The 16782-nt window shown below is 65.4% G+C and carries 18 protein-coding genes; 5 read left to right on the top strand and 13 right to left on the bottom strand.

The genetic code is table 11. The features are described from left to right. Nucleotides 1-45 precede the first annotated feature (45 nt). Nucleotides 46-606: a peroxiredoxin-like family protein gene (locus OIE68_RS27130; protein WP_327093902.1), complete on the bottom strand. Its 561-nt coding sequence runs from the start codon at nt 604-606 to the stop codon at nt 46-48. A 72-nt stretch (nt 607-678) separates the two neighbouring features. Here OIE68_RS27130 and OIE68_RS27125 point away from each other — a divergent pair, with 72 nt between their 5' ends. Further along, nucleotides 679-1290 carry a TetR/AcrR family transcriptional regulator gene (locus OIE68_RS27125; protein ID WP_327093901.1) on the top strand — a complete coding sequence of 204 codons (612 nt, stop codon included), beginning with the start codon at nt 679-681 and terminating at the stop codon, nt 1288-1290. Here OIE68_RS27125 and OIE68_RS27120 read toward each other — a convergent pair whose 3' ends face one another. Then, nucleotides 1291-2418 carry a GDSL-type esterase/lipase family protein gene (locus OIE68_RS27120; RefSeq protein WP_327093900.1) on the bottom strand — a complete coding sequence of 376 codons (1128 nt, stop codon included), beginning with the start codon at nt 2416-2418 and terminating at the stop codon, nt 1291-1293. Nucleotides 2419-2528: 110 nt separating this feature from the next. Between OIE68_RS27120 and OIE68_RS27115 the strand changes: the two genes are divergently transcribed. Further along, nucleotides 2529-3002, top strand: a complete 474-nt coding sequence (locus tag OIE68_RS27115; RefSeq protein ID WP_327093899.1) for a MarR family winged helix-turn-helix transcriptional regulator — start codon at nt 2529-2531, stop codon at nt 3000-3002. Between the two features lie 296 nt (nt 3003-3298). Here OIE68_RS27115 and OIE68_RS27110 read toward each other — a convergent pair whose 3' ends face one another. Next, on the bottom strand, nt 3299-4249 hold the full coding sequence (locus OIE68_RS27110; RefSeq protein ID WP_327093898.1) for a YafY family protein: 951 nt from the start codon (nt 4247-4249) through the stop codon (nt 3299-3301). Nucleotides 4250-4312: 63 nt separating this feature from the next. On the opposite strand from OIE68_RS27110, the gene OIE68_RS27105 reads away from it, so the two are divergent. Together OIE68_RS27105 and OIE68_RS27100 are read left to right on the top strand one after the other, a co-directional pair. After that, nucleotides 4313-5470, top strand: a complete 1158-nt coding sequence (locus tag OIE68_RS27105; protein WP_327093897.1) for an epoxide hydrolase family protein — start codon at nt 4313-4315, stop codon at nt 5468-5470. Between the two features lie 86 nt (nt 5471-5556). After that, nucleotides 5557-5709: a hypothetical protein gene (locus OIE68_RS27100; RefSeq protein WP_327093896.1), complete on the top strand. Its 153-nt coding sequence runs from the start codon at nt 5557-5559 to the stop codon at nt 5707-5709. Between the two features lie 7 nt (nt 5710-5716). On the opposite strand, the gene OIE68_RS27095 is transcribed toward OIE68_RS27100, so the two are convergent. The 4 genes from OIE68_RS27095 to OIE68_RS27080 all read right to left on the bottom strand — a co-directional run bounded on the left by OIE68_RS27095 (nt 5717) and on the right by OIE68_RS27080 (nt 11023). Beyond that, nucleotides 5717-7936, bottom strand: coding sequence for a 5-oxoprolinase/urea amidolyase family protein (locus tag OIE68_RS27095; protein WP_327093895.1), 2220 nt, complete (start codon nt 7934-7936; stop codon nt 5717-5719). Continuing rightward, a complete protein-coding gene (locus OIE68_RS27090; RefSeq protein WP_327093894.1) occupies nt 7933-8553 on the bottom strand; it encodes an urea amidolyase associated protein UAAP2 in 621 nt (206 codons plus the stop codon). Before OIE68_RS27090 ends, OIE68_RS27095 begins: the two co-directional genes overlap by 4 nt. Continuing rightward, nucleotides 8550-9299 (bottom strand): DUF1989 domain-containing protein, encoded by a 750-nt coding sequence (locus OIE68_RS27085; RefSeq protein WP_327093893.1) that lies wholly within the window; start codon nt 9297-9299, stop codon nt 8550-8552. Before OIE68_RS27085 ends, OIE68_RS27090 begins: the two co-directional genes overlap by 4 nt. A gap of 188 nt (nt 9300-9487) precedes the next feature. Further along, complete coding sequence (locus OIE68_RS27080; protein WP_327093892.1) at nt 9488-11023, bottom strand: amino acid permease; 1536 nt, start codon at nt 11021-11023, stop codon at nt 9488-9490. A 232-nt stretch (nt 11024-11255) separates the two neighbouring features. On the opposite strand from OIE68_RS27080, the gene OIE68_RS27075 reads away from it, so the two are divergent. Continuing rightward, on the top strand, nt 11256-11909 hold the full coding sequence (locus OIE68_RS27075; protein WP_327093891.1) for a helix-turn-helix domain-containing protein: 654 nt from the start codon (nt 11256-11258) through the stop codon (nt 11907-11909). A 12-nt stretch (nt 11910-11921) separates the two neighbouring features. On the opposite strand, the gene OIE68_RS27070 is transcribed toward OIE68_RS27075, so the two are convergent. The 6 genes from OIE68_RS27070 to OIE68_RS27045 all read right to left on the bottom strand — a co-directional run bounded on the left by OIE68_RS27070 (nt 11922) and on the right by OIE68_RS27045 (nt 16697). After that, nucleotides 11922-12233: a hypothetical protein gene (locus tag OIE68_RS27070; RefSeq protein ID WP_327093890.1), complete on the bottom strand. Its 312-nt coding sequence runs from the start codon at nt 12231-12233 to the stop codon at nt 11922-11924. Between the two features lie 29 nt (nt 12234-12262). Further along, complete coding sequence (locus tag OIE68_RS27065) at nt 12263-13813, bottom strand: TerD family protein (RefSeq protein WP_327101820.1); 1551 nt, start codon at nt 13811-13813, stop codon at nt 12263-12265. 64 nt (nt 13814-13877) lie between these two features. Then, nucleotides 13878-14408, bottom strand: a complete 531-nt coding sequence (locus tag OIE68_RS27060; protein WP_327093889.1) for a hypothetical protein — start codon at nt 14406-14408, stop codon at nt 13878-13880. A 76-nt stretch (nt 14409-14484) separates the two neighbouring features. Then, nucleotides 14485-15285 (bottom strand): family 1 encapsulin nanocompartment shell protein, encoded by an 801-nt coding sequence (locus OIE68_RS27055; RefSeq protein ID WP_327093888.1) that lies wholly within the window; start codon nt 15283-15285, stop codon nt 14485-14487. After that, a complete protein-coding gene (locus tag OIE68_RS27050) occupies nt 15282-16310 on the bottom strand; it encodes a Dyp-type peroxidase (protein ID WP_327093887.1) in 1029 nt (342 codons plus the stop codon). Before OIE68_RS27050 ends, OIE68_RS27055 begins: the two co-directional genes overlap by 4 nt. Before the next feature lie 60 nt (nt 16311-16370). After that, entirely contained in the window at nt 16371-16697 is a 327-nt protein-coding gene (locus tag OIE68_RS27045) for a cupin domain-containing protein (protein WP_040695490.1), read from the bottom strand. Nucleotides 16698-16782: the final 85 nt, after the last annotated feature.

The raw sequence follows: 16782 nt of genomic DNA, 5'->3' as shown, positions 1-16782 counted from the left end.
CAAAGACCTGAAGTCGGACGGAGTCCACAGACGCTGACTTCCTGGTCAAGGCCGAGTTTCCGGGGCAGGTACGAGCGCGAGCAGTTCATCGACGGACCATTGGTCGTCGGCGTGTTTACCGAATTTGCTGGCGAGCACGCGTCCGTCGGGCGCGATGAGAAAGTCGCCGGGCAGCCCCAGCCGCCCGCCTTCGGGGTTCGATGGGGGAGCGGGCTTTTCCTTGCGGCGGACGGCCCTGCTTACAGTGGCGACGCTGCGCAGGATGGTGGGCCAGGCGCGGGGGTCGACGAGGGCGCGGGGTTTGGCTTCGATGCCGAATTCGCGGTAGAGGGTTCGGGACGGGTCGGCGATCAGGTCAAAGGGGAGGTCGCCTTCGTATGTGCGCAATTCGGCTGCGCTGGAATGAAATACGACCACCTCGCGGATATCGGCGGCGAGGATTTCGGCGTGCCGCACCGCGAACGAGCGTAGGTGCAGGTTGCAGATCGGGCAGCCGGCGAAGCGGCGAAATTGCAGGTGGATCAGGCAATCCTGGTCCGGAATCCGAATTGTGCTGTCGGCGATGGTGACCAGTTGTCGGGTGGGCACCGTGGTCGGCAATGGCATGGAAACTCCCTTTCGTAGGTGTACGACGTACGCCTACAACAAGTATGCGCGTACCTTGTACGCTGTCAACCCGTGCCCCGCCCTCGCTCGCTGACCAGCTCCGCCATCGCGGGCGCTGCCGTCGCGGTGCTCGACCGCGATGGTCTGTCCGGCCTCACCATGCGCGCGGTTGCCAAGGAACTCCGCATAGCCACCATGGGGCTCTACCGTTACGTCGCCGACCGCGACGAACTCGAGCTGCTGGTCGTCGACCATCTCTTGGCCGATATCGACCTCACGCCACCGACCGACCCGGACTGGCGCGATCGCGTCGCGGCCCTCCTGAATCGCATGCGCACGACGGTATCCACCCACCCGGCCACGGTCCCGCTGGTCGTGCGCCACCGCCAGTCCGCCCCCAACAGCCTGCGCTGGATCGAGGCGATGCTGACCATCCTCACCGATGCGGGCTTCACCGGAATCGGCCGAGTCCTGGCCCAGCGCACCCTGATGGCCTTCCTGCTCGGCCACCTCGAGAACGAGCACTACGGCCCACTCTCCGGCGCGGGCACCGCCGCGATGACCCGACTGGCCCCGGCCGACTACCCGGTACTCGTCGAAACCGCCACCGACGCCCGAAATGTCGATGCCGAGACGGAATTCCGTCTCGGCATCGAAATCGTCCTGCGCGGCTTGGCCCCGTAACTAGTCGGTAAGCCCCGGGATCGCCATGGTCTCACCCATGATGCGGTGACCCGCATCGTTCAAATGCAGACCGTCGCCGCTGTCCAGATCGGGTCGAATGAAGTCGGGATCGTCTGGATTCTCGACGGCAGCAGCCACATCGAACACGGCATCGAAAATACTTGTGGTGCGGAGCCATTCGTTGACATCACGGCGAACCACTCGGCCCTCGGCGACATTCAGGTCCGGATAGATGACACCGGCGAACGGGCCAATGGTGTTGGCGTACACCGCAAGTCCCGCCGCACGGGCACGTCCGGCCAATTCTGTGAAACCGGCAATGAGCGCCTCGGCCGATGACGTGCTGTTGTCGAGGATCAGATCATTGATACCGAAGTTCAGGACGACATGCGTCACGCCGGGAACTCCGAGCACATCGCGGTCGAAACGGGCCAGCCCGTGTTCGCCGATCTGGTCGGTCAGCAAGCGGGTCCCGCCGATGCCCTGATTGAGAACCCAACCGCTGGTGAGACGTTCGTTGAGGACGTCGACGGAACGATGGTTGGCGCCGGGTGTGGACCCGACGCCTTCGAACCAGGAGTCGCCGAACGCGACAACGATCGGGTCATTCGTCGAGGTGAGCACGTCGACACCGGTCACATAGAAGCGCGAGGTGGTCTCCTCGGCTTCGGATAGCGCGATCGCGGCGACCTGATCACCGGCGGCCACGAAACTGGATTCCATCGGCAGGTGCGAAAAGGGTGCCAGGCCAGTCTCTTTCGGCAGGTAGATACTCAGCACCAGATCCGTACTCGCCGTTGTCGCGAAATCGACCGGGTCACTGACGATATCGGCCCCCGCCGGAATGATCACTTGCGCCTGGCCGTCGAAACGCAGCTCGGTATCGGTCTCCGCGACGAGCTCGGCCCCGGACTTGCGCACCGCGATCCGGGCCGCGCCTATAGTCACCGGCGTCGAACCGTAACGGTTCGTCAGCCGCACCCGCAGCTGCTCGCCGCCCCCGACCAGGTGCAGCACCTGACGCACGGTCTCATCGGCGAAACTGCGCGGCTCGGCCAAACGAATCCGCTCGGTGGGGTCGACCAGTGTGGAACGGAAGCCCGCGACCCAGCGCGAAGAGGTAGTCATCGGAATCTCCATTTAGTTGCGGTGAGGAATATTGCGATGACAACAATCTAGCGCATATGTTCCGCATGTCAACTATCCTCATCGCAAGTATCTCGGCTAAGCTCGCCACCGTGGACGCAGAACTCTTCGACGATCCCAGGCTCACCACCATGGGCCTGCTCTACGAGGCGTACGAAGGCCTGACGCGCAAGTTGGAACCGACCTGGAAGAAACACGGTCTGTCGGGCCTCGACGTCAACGCGCTGATGCGCCTGAGCCGCTCACCGGAGCGTCGTCTGCGGATGACCGATCTCGCCACCCAGACCAACCTGTCCACCAGCGGCGTCACCCGACTGGTCGACCGCCTGCAGCGCAATGGTTTCGTGCGCCGCGAACTCGACTCGGTGGACCGCCGCAGCTCCTACGCCGTTCTCACCGCCGCCGGTGCGACCCGCTTGGCGCGCGTACTCCCCGACTACCTCGAGGTCATCGAACGCTGGTTCACCGGTCTGCTGCCCCCCGATCAACTGGACGCGTTCGTCGCCGGTCTGCGCGCCATTCGTGATCAGGTGAACCCGGAAGCCACCGCGCGCGAGGACGACTAGAACACCGAAATCCCTTCCTGGGCCGACGGACAGTTGGCCGGACCGGACCCCGCGCAACCGGCAGGCGTTGGCGAGGTGACCTGCCTCGAAGCCGCAGGCGCATCCATCCAGCACGTCTCAAAGTGGACGATTCTGATTGTCGACGGCCAGCCGATATCGGTTGGATTCGCGGCGTTCGGCGAAGTGTTGGGCCGACGGCCGAATCCGCCTGCCATCACCCTCGCCAAGGTGGGCCGGACTCGCCGTACCCGGTGCGGTCCTCGAATCTAGACCGTCGCCGCCGTACCGGTGTGCCGCTAGTCGATCGCCGCGGTGAGGCGGTTGGTGAGTTCGCGGACATGGGCAATCAGTTCGGCGGGTTCGTGGATTCGGCAGTCGAAGCCGAAAGTCGCTATGTAGATGGCCAGTTCGTCGAGCGAGTTGGCGCCGGTGCGGAGTAGGCAGGTCTGGTCGTCGATGGCCTCGATGACGCCGACGGTCGGGGCGATGCGTTCTGCGGCGACCTGGGCGGGTACATACAGGGTGACGCGGGCGGCATAGCGGTAGGGGGAAGTTGTTGTGCCGCTGGTGATGTAGTGGGCCAGGTCGGTTTCGGGTGGTTCGCGCGGGGTGAAGCGCGGGCCGGTGGGAATGCGGGGGCGCAGACGGTCGACGCGATAGGTGCGCCAGTCCGCGCGGTCGATATCCCAACCGACGAGGTACCAGTGCCGACCGGTGTGCACCAGGCGATGCGGTTCGGCGGTGCGCAATGATGTGGTGCCGCCGTGGGTTCGGTAGTCGAAGCGCAGGCGATGATTGTCGCGGATGGCACCGGCGACGGCGGTCAGCACATCGGGATCGACGATGGGACCCGCGGAAGGCACTGTGACGGTGACCGATTGGAGCAGGCTGACCCGATGCCGCAGCCTCGACGGCAGTACCTGCTCGAGTTTGGTGAGCGCGCGCAACGAGCTGTCCGCGATGCCCGCGATGGTGCCACCCGCCGCGGTGCGCAACCCGACGGCAACGGCCACCGCCTCATCGTCGTCGAGCAGCAGCGGCGGCAGTTTCGCACCCGCCCCGAGGCGGTATCCCGCGACACCGGCGGTCGCGTCGACCGGATAGCCGAGATTGCGCAACTTATCGATATCGCGACGCACTGTGCGCACATCGACCTCGAGGCGTTCGGCGAGATCGGTGCCGGTCCAGTCGCGAGGCGTCTGCAATAGCGACAGCAATCGCAGCAGGCGCGCGGAGGTTTCCAACATGGCTGACAGTCTGCCGCAAGCCTAGGGCCGAAACTGTCCTAGGTGGCTCATAGTGTGGTTCTCATGAGCACAGAAATCACCCCGTTCCGCATCGAAATCCCCCAGCAGCAGCTCGATGAACTGCGCAATCGTCTCGACAATGCGCGCTGGCCCGCACCGCTGCCCGGCGACGGCTGGGATATCGGCGTGCCGACCACCTGGCTGCGCGAACTGGTCGACTACTGGCGCACCGGCTACGACTGGCGCGTTGCCGAGGCCCAGCTCAACACCTATCCGCAATTCACCACGGAGATCGACGGACAGCGCATCCACTTCCTGCACGTCCGCTCGCCCGAGCCCGATGCCATGCCGCTGCTGATGACGCACGGCTGGCCCGGTTCGGTCGTCGAATTCCTCGACGTGATCGGACTGCTCACCGACCCACGCGCCCACGGCGGCGATCCCGCCGACGCCTTCCACCTGGTCATTCCATCGCTGCCGGGCTTCGGCTTCTCCGGACCTGTCAGTGACGACGGCTGGACTTTCGAGCGGATCGGCGCGGCATGGGTCGAACTCATGCGCAGGCTGGGCTACGAACGCTACGGCACTCAGGGCGGCGATCTCGGCGCATCCGTCAGCCCGCAGGTGGGCCGCGCCGCGCCGGACCATGTTGTCGGAGTGCATTGCAATGGTGGCCCCGCCCCGATCCCACCGACACATCAACTGTCCGAAGAAGAGTTGGCGAGCATGACCGATCTCGAACGCGACCGGATCCGGCGCATACAGGCGTTCATGCAGGAGGAGTTCGGCTACATCGCCATCCAGTCCACTCGACCGCAGACCTTGGCGTACGGGCTGGTGGATTCGCCGATCGGCCAGCTCGCCTGGATCATGGACAAGTTTCGCGAGTGGACCTATCCGCGAAATGTGGACCCGGACAAGGTCATCGATCGGGATCGGCTGCTGACCAATGTGATGCTGTACTGGCTCAACGGCACCGCTGGCTCGGCTGCCTACGTCGGTTATGCGCAGCGCGGCGGCTGGGGCACGACCAACCCGAACTCCGGTGTGCCGACCGCGGCGCTGGTTTTTGCCCACGACATCGTCATTCGCCGTTACTCCGAGACCGAGAACACCATCACCCGCTGGACCGATGTAGATCGCGGCGGACACTTCGCGGCCCTGGAGGAACCGGTACTGCTGACCGACGATATCCGCGAATTCTTCCGCGACCTGCGCTGAAAACATGGGCCTGTTCCGGCATGTCGCGGCCGGAGCAGGCTCACAATCAATGGCAGCAGGACGGTGGCAATGCAGAGGTGAGCGCCATGAGTGAGCCGAGACGGATTACTCAGCAACATCGGGAAGAGTTCTGGCGGCGCTGCGGCTGGTCACCGGGTCTGCCGGAGGCCGAACGACGCCATATCGAGGAACTCTGGGATGACGAGGCCATCGATACGGCGGAGCTCTTCGGCTGGTAATGCGCGATCAGGCGGTGAGTTCACCGGCCTGCCGCCAAGAGTCGCGTTCGGCGGCAAAGGCTTCGGCCTGTACCGCGCGGAATCCGTCGATGGATTCGGCATTGTCGGACAGGAACTTCCGATAGTCGGCGAGCGCGAACTCGCCGTCCTCGGCCCGCACCTGGACATTGCCCGCCGCGAAATCGGCGCGCAGGTCGAGGAGTTCATCGGCCTCGACCGGATACCAGTGGATCCGATCGAAATAGCGCAACAACCAGGGGGATTCGTCGCTCGCATGGCCGGGGTGACGGTGGTTCCAGACTTGGGTTGTGCGGCCGACGAATTGGTAGCCGCCGGGACCTTCCATCCCGTAGATGCACAGGTACGCGCCGCCGATGCCGACGGCATTCTCGGGAGTCCAGGTGCGGGCCGGGTTGTACTTCGTGGTGACAAGCCGGTGGCGTGGGTCGGTCGGGGTGGCGACCGGTGCGCCGAGATAGACGTCGCCGAGCCCGAGGACCAGGTATTCGGCCCCGAAGACGGTGTCGTAGACGTCCTGTACCGAAGCCAATCCGTTCATGCGCCGGATGAATTCGATATTCCACGGGCACCAGGGTGCGTCCGCGCGCACACCGTGCATATAGCGGGTGATCGCCTCCCTCGTGGCTGGATCGTCCCAGGACAGCGGCAGGTGCACGGTGCGGCTCGGCACCACGAGCCGGTCGGAGGCGGGGATGCGCTGTTCGGCCTCGGTGAGCAGATCGAGTAGCGCGTGGACCGGCATGACCGTCGTATCGACTCGGATCTGCAGCGAACGGACACCGGGCGTCAGCTCCGTCACACCGCGCACACCGACCTCGAGCAGGTGCTGGTGCAAGGCGTGCACGCGGGCGCGAAGCCCGAGATCCAGTGTCATGGCGCCGTATTCGACGAGTACGCCGTCATCGCCCTGACGGCGGTAGGTCACCCCGGCCTCGTCGTCGACATCGGTGCGGCGCAGTACACCGTCATCACCATCGCCGCCGGGGGAGAGCACCGTGGGCCATGCGGCGCGCCGGGCCGGACCGAGTTCGCGAACCGAGGCGGCGCGATCGCTGCGGATCGGGACGAAGCGCACGGCATCGCCGGGGGCGAGCTGACCGAGTTTCCATCGGTCGGCGGCGACCACCGTCACCGGGCAGACGAAGCCGCCGAGGCTGGGTCCGTCGGGGCCGAGCAGGATCGGCGTATCGCCGGTGAAGTCCAGCGCCCCAACCGAATACGGGGTGTCGTGGATATTGGACGGGTGCAGTCCGGCTTCGCCCCCATCGGTCCTGGCCCATTCCGGTTTCGGGCCGATCAATCGCACTCCGGTGCGATCGGAGTTGAAATGCACCTCGTAGTCTGTGCCGATAATCGTGTCGAAGTCATTGCGGGTGAAGAACTCCGGTGCGCCGTGCGGACCTTCGGTGACGGCCAATTCCCACCGCCGGGTGAGGACGGGCTGCTCCTCCATCGGCACCGCCGCCGCCACCCGGCCCTGATGCATGCCTAGCGGCAGCATTTCACCGGCACGCAACGCAGTACCCGTGCTGCCGCCAAACTTTCCGAGCGTGAATGTGGCTGCGCTGCCCAGATATTCGGGCAGTTGAATACCACCCGCGACAAGCACATAGCAGCGCATGCCCGGTCCGCTTATTGCACCGATATCGAGAGTTCCATCCGCCGGGACCAGCACCGTTCGCCACTGCTGGACGCGGGTCCCGTTCACGGTGACATCAGTCGGCGCACCGGTGACACACACCCAGGTCGGCGTAGAAAACTTCAGCGCGGGACCGCCGAGTGTGCACTCGAGGCCCGCCGCGCCCTCGGGATTGCCGAGTACGCGGTTGCCGAGCCGGAACGACAGATCGTCCATCGGTCCCGACGGCGGAACGCCGATATGCCAGTATCCGATCCGGCCCGGCCAATCCTGCACGGTCGTCAGCATTCCCGGCCGCAGCACTTCGATCCGCGACTTGGTGTCGCCGATAACTTCGAGGTCGTTCCGGCCGACCGAATCGGCCGATTCCAGCCTGCCGTTCGTGTTGTGCTCGGCGGATCCCGCAGCGGCGGAGGTGATCTCAGACGCTTCCGCCGTGTCGACGCTGATATTCGCCCGGAACTGCCCAGGGGTGCCATCCGCGACGATCGAATGCTCGTCGATCGGCAGTGCCGACGACCCGACCGGCTTCGCAGCACCGGTCGCGGACAAGTCGGTCGCGATCATCGGGTCACCACCATCCGCACCGGAGTGGGATCGAAGCCGTTGCAGGGGTTATTGATCTGCGGGCAATTCGACACCAGCACCAACGTGTCGATCTCGGCGCGCAGCGTGATCTTCTTTCCCGGAGCGGACAATCCGTCGACAATGCCGAGGGTGCCGTCGGCCTCGACCGGGACATTCATGAACCAGTTGATATTCGACACCAGATCCCGTTTGCCCAGGCCCCATTTCAGCGCCTCGGTGAGGAAGTTCTCCACACAGGCGTGCTGGTGGCGGGTGTGATGGCCGTAGCGCAGCGTATTCGACTCCTGGGAGCAGGCGCCCGCGATGGTGTCGTGGTTGCCGACCTCGTCGGCGAGCACGGTCATGATCGCGGTGCCCGCATCGGTGCGCAGCACACTTCCCGTGCCGAGGAAGATATTGCGCTGTGCGGTAATGGTGGCTTGCGCGCTGTAGCGATCGGTGTGGTCGGCGGCCGAGTACAACAGGCAGTCCACCGCCTGATTGCCGTGCAGGTCGATGATTTCGAGCTGATCGCCCGCGCGGACCACAGTCGACCATGGCGCGCACGCCGGCACGGTTTCGTCGAGCACAATGGTGCGGGTCGGTGCCGAGATCATGCCCCTACCTCCAGAGTCGCGGCCGTCCAGGCCTGTTCGGTGTTTTCCACGGCCCGCAGATACTCCGGATCGGAATTGTGCTGCACGGCAAGCTCTTCCGGCGCAGACCAGGCAACGATGTCGAGATCCGTCGCGGGCCGGTCATCGAGCGGGTGTGCCGTGTCGGCCACGAGCAGCACCAGTGGCAGATGGATGAGCAGGTCGACCGAGGAACCCGCGCCCGCGCTACCGGTGGCGGTCAGCACACCATCGGATTCGACGCGGACGCCGCGGAAGAAGGACACGGTCGGCCCGATATCCCGTGGTTGGAGTCCCTGCTTGGCGCCCGCGAGCCGCAGCAGCGCGCGGCCTTCGGGCGTCGGGCCGCACAGCGTGTCGTGCCGACCGGAGGTGTCGGCGACAACGGTGGCCAGCACCCGACCCTGATCCGAGAGCAGTGGATGTCCGGTGCCCAGATACGCCTGCCACGGCACCTTCACGATATCGGCGACATTGAGCCGCTCCCACAGTGCGTCGGCCCGCAACAACAACACGTGCGCGCATGCGGCTCCGGCGGGGTCCCGCAAGCGGAGCCTGGTTCCGCGACCGAGTACGACACTCGCATATCCACCGGCCGGAATACGTTGGGCGTAAGTGATTTTCGATGCAGCGACATTGTCCGGCACCTGCGGCCCCGAGATGGTTGCTGCGGCCGCTTGCGACCTCGCGTGCGCGCGCGCTCCGGTAGTGGAGGCTGTGCTGGTCATCGTTGTCCTTTCGGTGCGGGTTCGTTCGTGCTACCGAACTCTTGTGCCGCGAAAAGTGCTCCGCGAGTGCTCGATACGTTTCGGGGACCGGGTTCGGCGCGATCGGCTGCTGTTCGGGCGAGTCCGTGTGTGCCACTTGGTCGGATGCTGCGCGGTGGCGGTCGTCGAGGCCACCACCGCGCACCCGGTCAGGCCGGCTGGGGAGCGGGTTCGAGACTTTCGGTACTTGGACCGGCATTGACGATGCGATGCACGACAACTCCGACAGCGACCACAATCACCACGAAAAGCGGTGCGGCCCAGAGCATCCACCAGCCGCCGCCATTCGGTGTGTACACCTCGGCACGCGGCCAGGCCAGGTTCACCGCCATCGCGACGCCCCAGACGACGGCGAGTGCGTTGATCGGAATTCCGAAGCGCCCCAGGCTGAACAGCCCGACAGCAGCACTGTCCCAACCCCTGATCCGCCGCATCAGCAGCGGCACCGTGACCAGCAGATACGCCAGATAGAGCGTCACGATGCAGACACTGGCCAGGGTGGCGAAGATCGCCGCATTGCCGAGATTGAGCACCAGCAGACCGATACCGAGCACACCGATGATCACCGCGGGCAGCACCGGTGTGCCGAAGCGCGGATGCACCACGGCCAGACGACGGGCGAAGGGCAACTTGCCGTCTCGCGCCATCGAGAACATCAGCCGCGAGCCTGCGGTCTGAATTGCCAAGGTGCACACCGTAATCGCCACCGCGACGCATCCGAGTAATACCTTGCCCGCCGGGCTGTCCAGCTTCGAGGTGAGCACATAGGCGAGGCCCTCGGTGCCCAACGAACCGTCATCCAGACTCGGCGCCGCCATCAACGCACCGAGCAGCAGCAATCCACCGCCGAGCGCGGAGACCGACAGCGCGGTCAGAATCGTGCGCGGCGCGACCCGGCGCGGATTCTTGGTTTCCTCGGAAAGCTCTCCGGCGGAGTCGAATCCGACCATCACATAGGCGGCCATCAGACCGGAGACGAGGAACGCCGCCCAATACGGCCCGGGTGCGGCTTGATCGGTTTGCAGCACCACGCCCGGTCCACGCTCGGTGTGGGTGAAGAACAGCGCGATGATCGCCAGCACGCCGATGATCTCCACGGTGACGCCGATGGAATTGATCCGCGCCATCAGATCGATGCCGATCACATTGATCACCGTGGTGAACACCAGCAGGACGCTGCCGAGCAGCGCCGCGTTTGTGGCGCCGGAGGTCGAGGTGAGCGCGGTGTCGTCGCCGACGATCTGGAATCCGCTCCAGATCGATGGCAGCACCACCTGTAGCGCGATTGCCGCAGCGGCGGCCGTGACGATCTGTGCGATGACCATCATCCATCCGGCGAACCAGCCGACGACCTCGCCGCCGAGCCGTCGCGACCACTGGTAGATACAGCCCGAAATCGGGTAGCGCGCGGCCAGTTCGGCGAAGTTCAGCGCGACCAGGAACTGTCCGACGAACACGACCGGCCAGGTCCAGAAGAATGCGGCCCCGCCGAACGAATAGCCGAAACCGAAGAACTGGAAGATCGTGGTGAGGATCGAGACGAAGGAGAATCCGGCCGCGAATGAGGCATAGCGGCCGAGCTTGCGGTGTAGCACCGGCTGATAGCCGAAGCCGGCCAGGTCGGCATTGTCCTGGCTGGCGGGCGGTGGGAGGACGGGGGCGGGGGAATCAACTCTGGTGGCCATGGGGGTTCCTTCGCGAGCGGCCAATACCTATCGCATGACAGTTTTGCGTTCGCGATCGCGCTTTCGGTGTCCCTCGTGTATCGCTTCCGGGAACGCCGGTAACTTCTGCGTTGCCTGGATTTCTATCGAGTGACAGAAACCTCACACCTGGGCAATCGCACTGGAAACATCAGACCGGTCTGATCGCTATGGCGGCGGTCGGCCATGTCGGACGCAGTGTCAGAATGGCGTCGTGGCAAATCTCGGTCCCGGCCGTCCCCGTCTCGACCAGCGCCCCCGGCGCGGCCGGACGCCACGCGCCGAGATCCTCGACGCCGCCGGAGAACTGTTCACCACCAATGGCTACGCCAATACCTCGACGCGTGCGGTCGCGGATGCGGTCGGTATCCGGCAGGCTTCGCTCTACCATCACTTCGCATCCAAGGACGACATCCTCGACGCACTGCTCGCCGAAACCATCGCAGGCCCCTTGGATCTCGCCGAACGCATACGTGCGGTGCCGGAGCCTGCGCACACCCGGTTGTACGCGCTGGCCTGGTTCGACGTGCGCCAGCTGTGCGCGTCGCATCGGAATCTCGGTGCGCTCTACCTACTTCCGGAATTGCGCACCGAACGCTTCGCCGCCTTTCGATTACGCCGCGACGAATTGCGCGGGCACTACGAAACTTTGGCGGCGGCGGTCGCTGCCGAGGCAGGCGTGCCAGGGGCCGAGTCCCTGCCGTTCCGGCTCGTGGAGACGGTGATCAACATCCGCTCGGACGAGGGCAGCGCACCCGCCCACGCCGAACGCACCATTCCCGACGCGATCATGCGCATGCTCGGCTGGCGCGGTGATCTGGACGGCCTCCGCGCCGATGCCACCGGACTCCTCCAGCGTTTGGCCTGAAGCGCCTGCACGTCAGGACTTTCCGTCGACCGCCACCCACTCCATGCCCCAGCTGTAGGCCAGGTCGAGCGCATCCCCGGTCTTCCGCTTACCGAAGATGCCCTTGCCGGAAGGCGAGGACCAGTTCAGATTCACCCGCATAATGCCCCGGGTAGCACCGGTCTTGGTGAGCGAGACGGCCGGAGCGTTCTTGGTGAGCGAGATCTTGCTCATGTTGATCGGCGGTGCCTGCTGAGCTGAGGGCGATGCCCCCGCCTGCCAGCCGAGTTCGACCCGAACGGTGGCCGCCGGTACCGCAACATTGGCGCCCTTGATCATCGACATAGTTACCCCCGCGATCGTTGTGAGCGACTCTAACCTTTGCCGCGTGTGGCTTTGAACTCGAAGCCCCAGTTGTACATGCGCGCGATTTCGCGGACTCCGCCACCAGGATGCCCCGAGGGCGGCCGGACGAATGTGCCGTCGCGACGAACGATCAACTCGCCGTTGACATTCTCGAGATGCGCGAGGATCACATCGCGCGAGTTGTCCTGGCAGCCGCTGATGATCATTTCGATCGGCGGCGAGTTCAGCGGATACAGCGTGGCGGTGGACTGCACGCCCTGGAAGTTGTTCGCACCGTCGTAGATCGAGGCGAAGACCAGAATCCGGCGGAACTGCGCGGTGTAGTCGAGATTGATATCGAGATTCTCACCGGTCGTGCTGCTGCCGGTCCGGTCGTCCTGGTCGAGCCGGATGAACGGCGGGCGATCCAGCGCGCCGAACGAACGGTCCAGGGCGCGAACGGATCCGATGCGGCCGTCGGCCAGTTCGAAGAAGCAGCAGAGATCGAGGTCGAGGGCGTTGGCGCGCTTGCGGCCGAACAGACCACCGCCGCCGGTCTGCGCGGTGACCCAATTCAGGTTGACCCGCATGGTGCCCGAGGTCGCACCGTGCTTGGTCAGCGAGACCGTCGGCGCTTCCTTCGTCAGCGAAACCTTGCTGAGGTTGACCGGCGCGCCGGGAGCGGCAGCCGGCGGGGCGAATTGGTTGGACGCGGTCGGCGGTGCATAAGGCTGTTGGTTCGGGGGCGCATAGGGCTGCGGCGTTTGGTTCGAGGGAAAAGCGTTCTGCGCGTGGGGCTGCGGCGTCGGGTTCGCCGGATACGGCTGCCCCGGATTCGGCGGAAACCCGGGCGGTGCCGCGGGCGGATACTGCGGAGGTGTCGCGGACTGCTGCTGCGCGGGTGAAGGCGCGTGCGGCGGCGTGAACTGTTGCGCCGTGGGCGGCGGCGTATGCGGCTGCGCGTGCGGCGGCGTGTACTGCTGCTGAGGCGTGGACGGCTGCGTCGGAGGCGGCGGGTAAGCCGATTGCGCCTGCGGCGCAGCCGCAGGCGTCTGCCCAGCCCCCGGATCATCAACCGAAATCCCGAAATCGGTAGCCAGCCCAGCCAACCCGGTCGCATACCCCTGACCAACCGCCCGGAACTTCCACGCCCCTTGCCGTCGATACAACTCCCCGAGCACGAACGCCGTCTCGGTACTCGCCCCCGTACTGTCGAACCGCGCGGCCTCCGCCCCGCTCACCGCATCGAGCACCCGCACATAAAGCCCTTGGAACTGCCCGAACGTGCCACCATCCGCGGATGCCGCGATCACAATCGTGTCGATCTGCGATTCGACCTGCGCCAGATTCACCGACAATGTGTCGATCACCGTCGGTCCCGGTCGTTTACCTTCGTGTCGCACCGCGCCGGACGGATGATTCGGCTGGTTGTAGAAGACGAAGTCGTTATCCGACCGCACCTTCCCGGAGACGAGTAACAGTGCGGAGGCATCCGCATCCGGAACCCCTGGACCTGACTGCCACCCCAGCTCGACGCGGACTGAAGACATCGGCACCGCAACGTTGGCGCCCTTCATCATCGACACATCTGCCAAGGTATACGACCTGAGTGCGCCCTGTCTCGGTCACTGCGGGCCCCGGCTATCAGCGGGTGGGCGGCGCGATCTGCCAATGCTGTTGCAGCGCACCGGCGATCTCCGGCAGTACCGTGACCGGTACCCGCTTGCGCCGCAACATGGCCCGAATCTCGTTGACTTGCTCGCGTTTGCGCATGTCGTACGCCCCGGCGACGGGCCGCCGCACCGGCGGGATGGACAGCAGCACGAGTTCACCGTGCCGCTCGTCACCGCCGATCAGATCCAGCGCCAGCGACCAGCGGGCCCGCTCGTCGAGTGCGAACCGTCCGGCCACCACCCGCTCCCAGTCGATACTGGATTCTCGCCACGGCGTGCGCTGGTAGATCGCCCCTTCGGTGAGCACGACGACATCGCGCCCGAACAGCGCGACCAGCAGTGCGATTCCGGCGACCGCACCGGCCAGCAGACCGGTGAAGACCCGGTTGACCCCGAATCCGGTCACGATCGCACCGCAGACCAGCACGGTGACCGCGATCCCGAGCATCCCGTACAGCATTGCCCGCCCGGTCGGAACCACACCCGCGCGCACCATCGTCATCTCGACCTCCTGCATACCGCACCCCAACCTAGCCGGTCGGTGGACCGGTGGCTTCCCGACGCGGGCGGGTCTGATATCAGGACGCCAGTGCGACGGCCGCCTCGCCGGTGTAGACGAGGAACTGCAGACTCTGCTGGAAGTAGAGCTGCACCGACTGCGCGTCATGGGTCTGGTAGCCGATGGACAGGTCCTGGCCCAGCTGCAGATCGAAGTCGCCGCCGCGCGTGGTCAGCACGAACGCACCGTCGATGGCCGGGGCCCAGATGATCTCGCCCTCCGGGATGAGGCGTTCGATATGGGTGCGAATCGGGTGACCGTGATCGGAGGTCTCGCTGACCGCCGTGTACAGGTCCGCGCTCAACAGCACCGAATACGGCCCGTCGACGCCCGCCAACCGCAGTGCGCTCAGCGCCTGGGCGACGGATTCCGGAACCAGCCGCGGATCGCTGGGCAGCGTGATCGGCGAATTGGACGAACTGGCCCGAATACCGGTGATATTCGCGGCCTGATAGCCCTCGAAAATGGCCCGGTCCTCGGCGAAGGCGATCTTGCGCGCCGCTTCCTTGACCGCATCCAGATCGGTGTCCTGCGCCCCGCGTTCGACATCGTCGAGCTCCTCGCGCGACAACGTGAACGGCACCCGCAATTCGACCAGCGGCGCGACCACCCGCTGCCGGGCCTGCACCCCCTCATCCGGTGCGGTGATGACGGTAGTGCGGCCGAGGCCGACCGCGGAGAAGTCGGTGCCGTGCGGCCCGGACAGGTCGACCACCCGGCGACCGGCGATATGACGCTTGAAGGTGCGCGTCGCCTCTTGCTCGATGGCTGTCCATGCCTCGGCGGTGATCGGCGCGAGTTCGCGATGGAGGTTGTTCATGATTGCATGCTCCTTTTCAACGTGCCGATACCCAGAGAACCGTTACTGCCAACACGATTCGGCGATAAAGATTCCTCGAGCTCTGTCGCGGCGACCTCGGGTGCGTCGGGGAGGTCGTCGAAGAAGTCGAGGGGCGGTGCGAAGAACAGCGTGCCGGTCACCGCGATGGAGAAGTCCAGGATCCGGTCATAGGCCGCCTCCTCGGTTCCGATGAACATCCGGGTAAGCATGGTTTCGGTGATGCTCGGCGTGGCCGCGTAGGCGACGTAATAGGTGCCGAATTCGCCGTCCTTGACGCTGCCGAAGGGCATGTTGGCGCGCAGGATCTTTCGCTCGGTGCCGTCGTCGTCGGTGACGGTGTTCACCGCGACATGCGAATTCGCGGGCTTATCCGCATCCGAGAGCTCGAAATCGTCGAGTTTGGTGCGCCCGATCACCCGTTCCTGCTCCTCGACCGACAGTGCCCGCCACTGCGCCATGGTGTGCAGATACTTCTGCACGATGACGTAACTGCCGCCCGCGAAGTCCGGATCCTCATCGCCGACGAAGGCCGCGCTGAAGGCCGCAGAGCCCTCCGGATTCTCCGTGCCGTCCACGAAGCCGAGCAGATCGCGCTGCTCGAAATACCGGAACCCGACAGTCTGATCGACGATGGTGACCGCGCCGTCGAGCCGGTCACCGATCGTCATCGCCAATTCGAAGCAGGCGTCCTGGAATTCGGATTTGATGTGGAAGAGCAGATCACCCGGCGTGGTCGGTGCGCTGTGGTGCTCGCCGACGAATTCAGGCAGCACATGCAGTTCGGCCGGTCGCGGGCCCGCGAAGAGGCGATCCCACGCGTCCGACCCGATCGATGCGACGCAGGTGAGCCCGGCGCCGGGCAGCCGGAAACCGACCGAACGACGCAACCCGGGGAGATCGGCGAGCAGGTCGCGCACCGCCGCTTCGCCACCCTCGTCGATTGTGGCGACGAGGAAGATGGCGGCAGGTGTGAGCGGTTCGAGGATCGGCTGCGGCTCACCCATGCGCTCCACCCTAGAGGGCGGCACCGACAAACCGGCCACGCGGTGCGGCCCCGTCGGCCCCTACTTGGCGACTGTCAGCAGGAATGCGACATCGTCCACAGCCTTGACGCTGTGCCGTGCCTTGGGCACGACCAGCAGGTCTCCGGCCGACCCCTTCCACTCGTTGGTGCCGCTGATCAAGGTCAGTGTGCCGCTGAGCACCAGCAGCGTGGACTCGCCTGCATTGTCGTGTTCGGCCAGGCTCTGGCCCGCCGACAGACCGACCACAGTCTGCCGCAGCGCATTGGCATGACCGCCGTAGATGGTTTGCGAACTGCGCCCGCTCGTGGCGGTGCTGGCCAACTTGAGCTGTTGGCGCGCGACCGCAGTCAGCGATTTCTTGTCCATGGACCACCTTCCGCAGATGCAATCAGCCAGATCAGGGCTGGTGACACGGGCTGATATCCAGGAGTATGCCCGACCGACGGGTGAC

Origin of the sequence: Nocardia vinacea (assembly GCF_035920345.1) — a bacterium.
GTDB classification, from domain to species: domain Bacteria; phylum Actinomycetota; class Actinomycetes; order Mycobacteriales; family Mycobacteriaceae; genus Nocardia; species Nocardia vinacea_A.
This window is presented reverse-complemented; position numbering and strand designations above follow the sequence as displayed.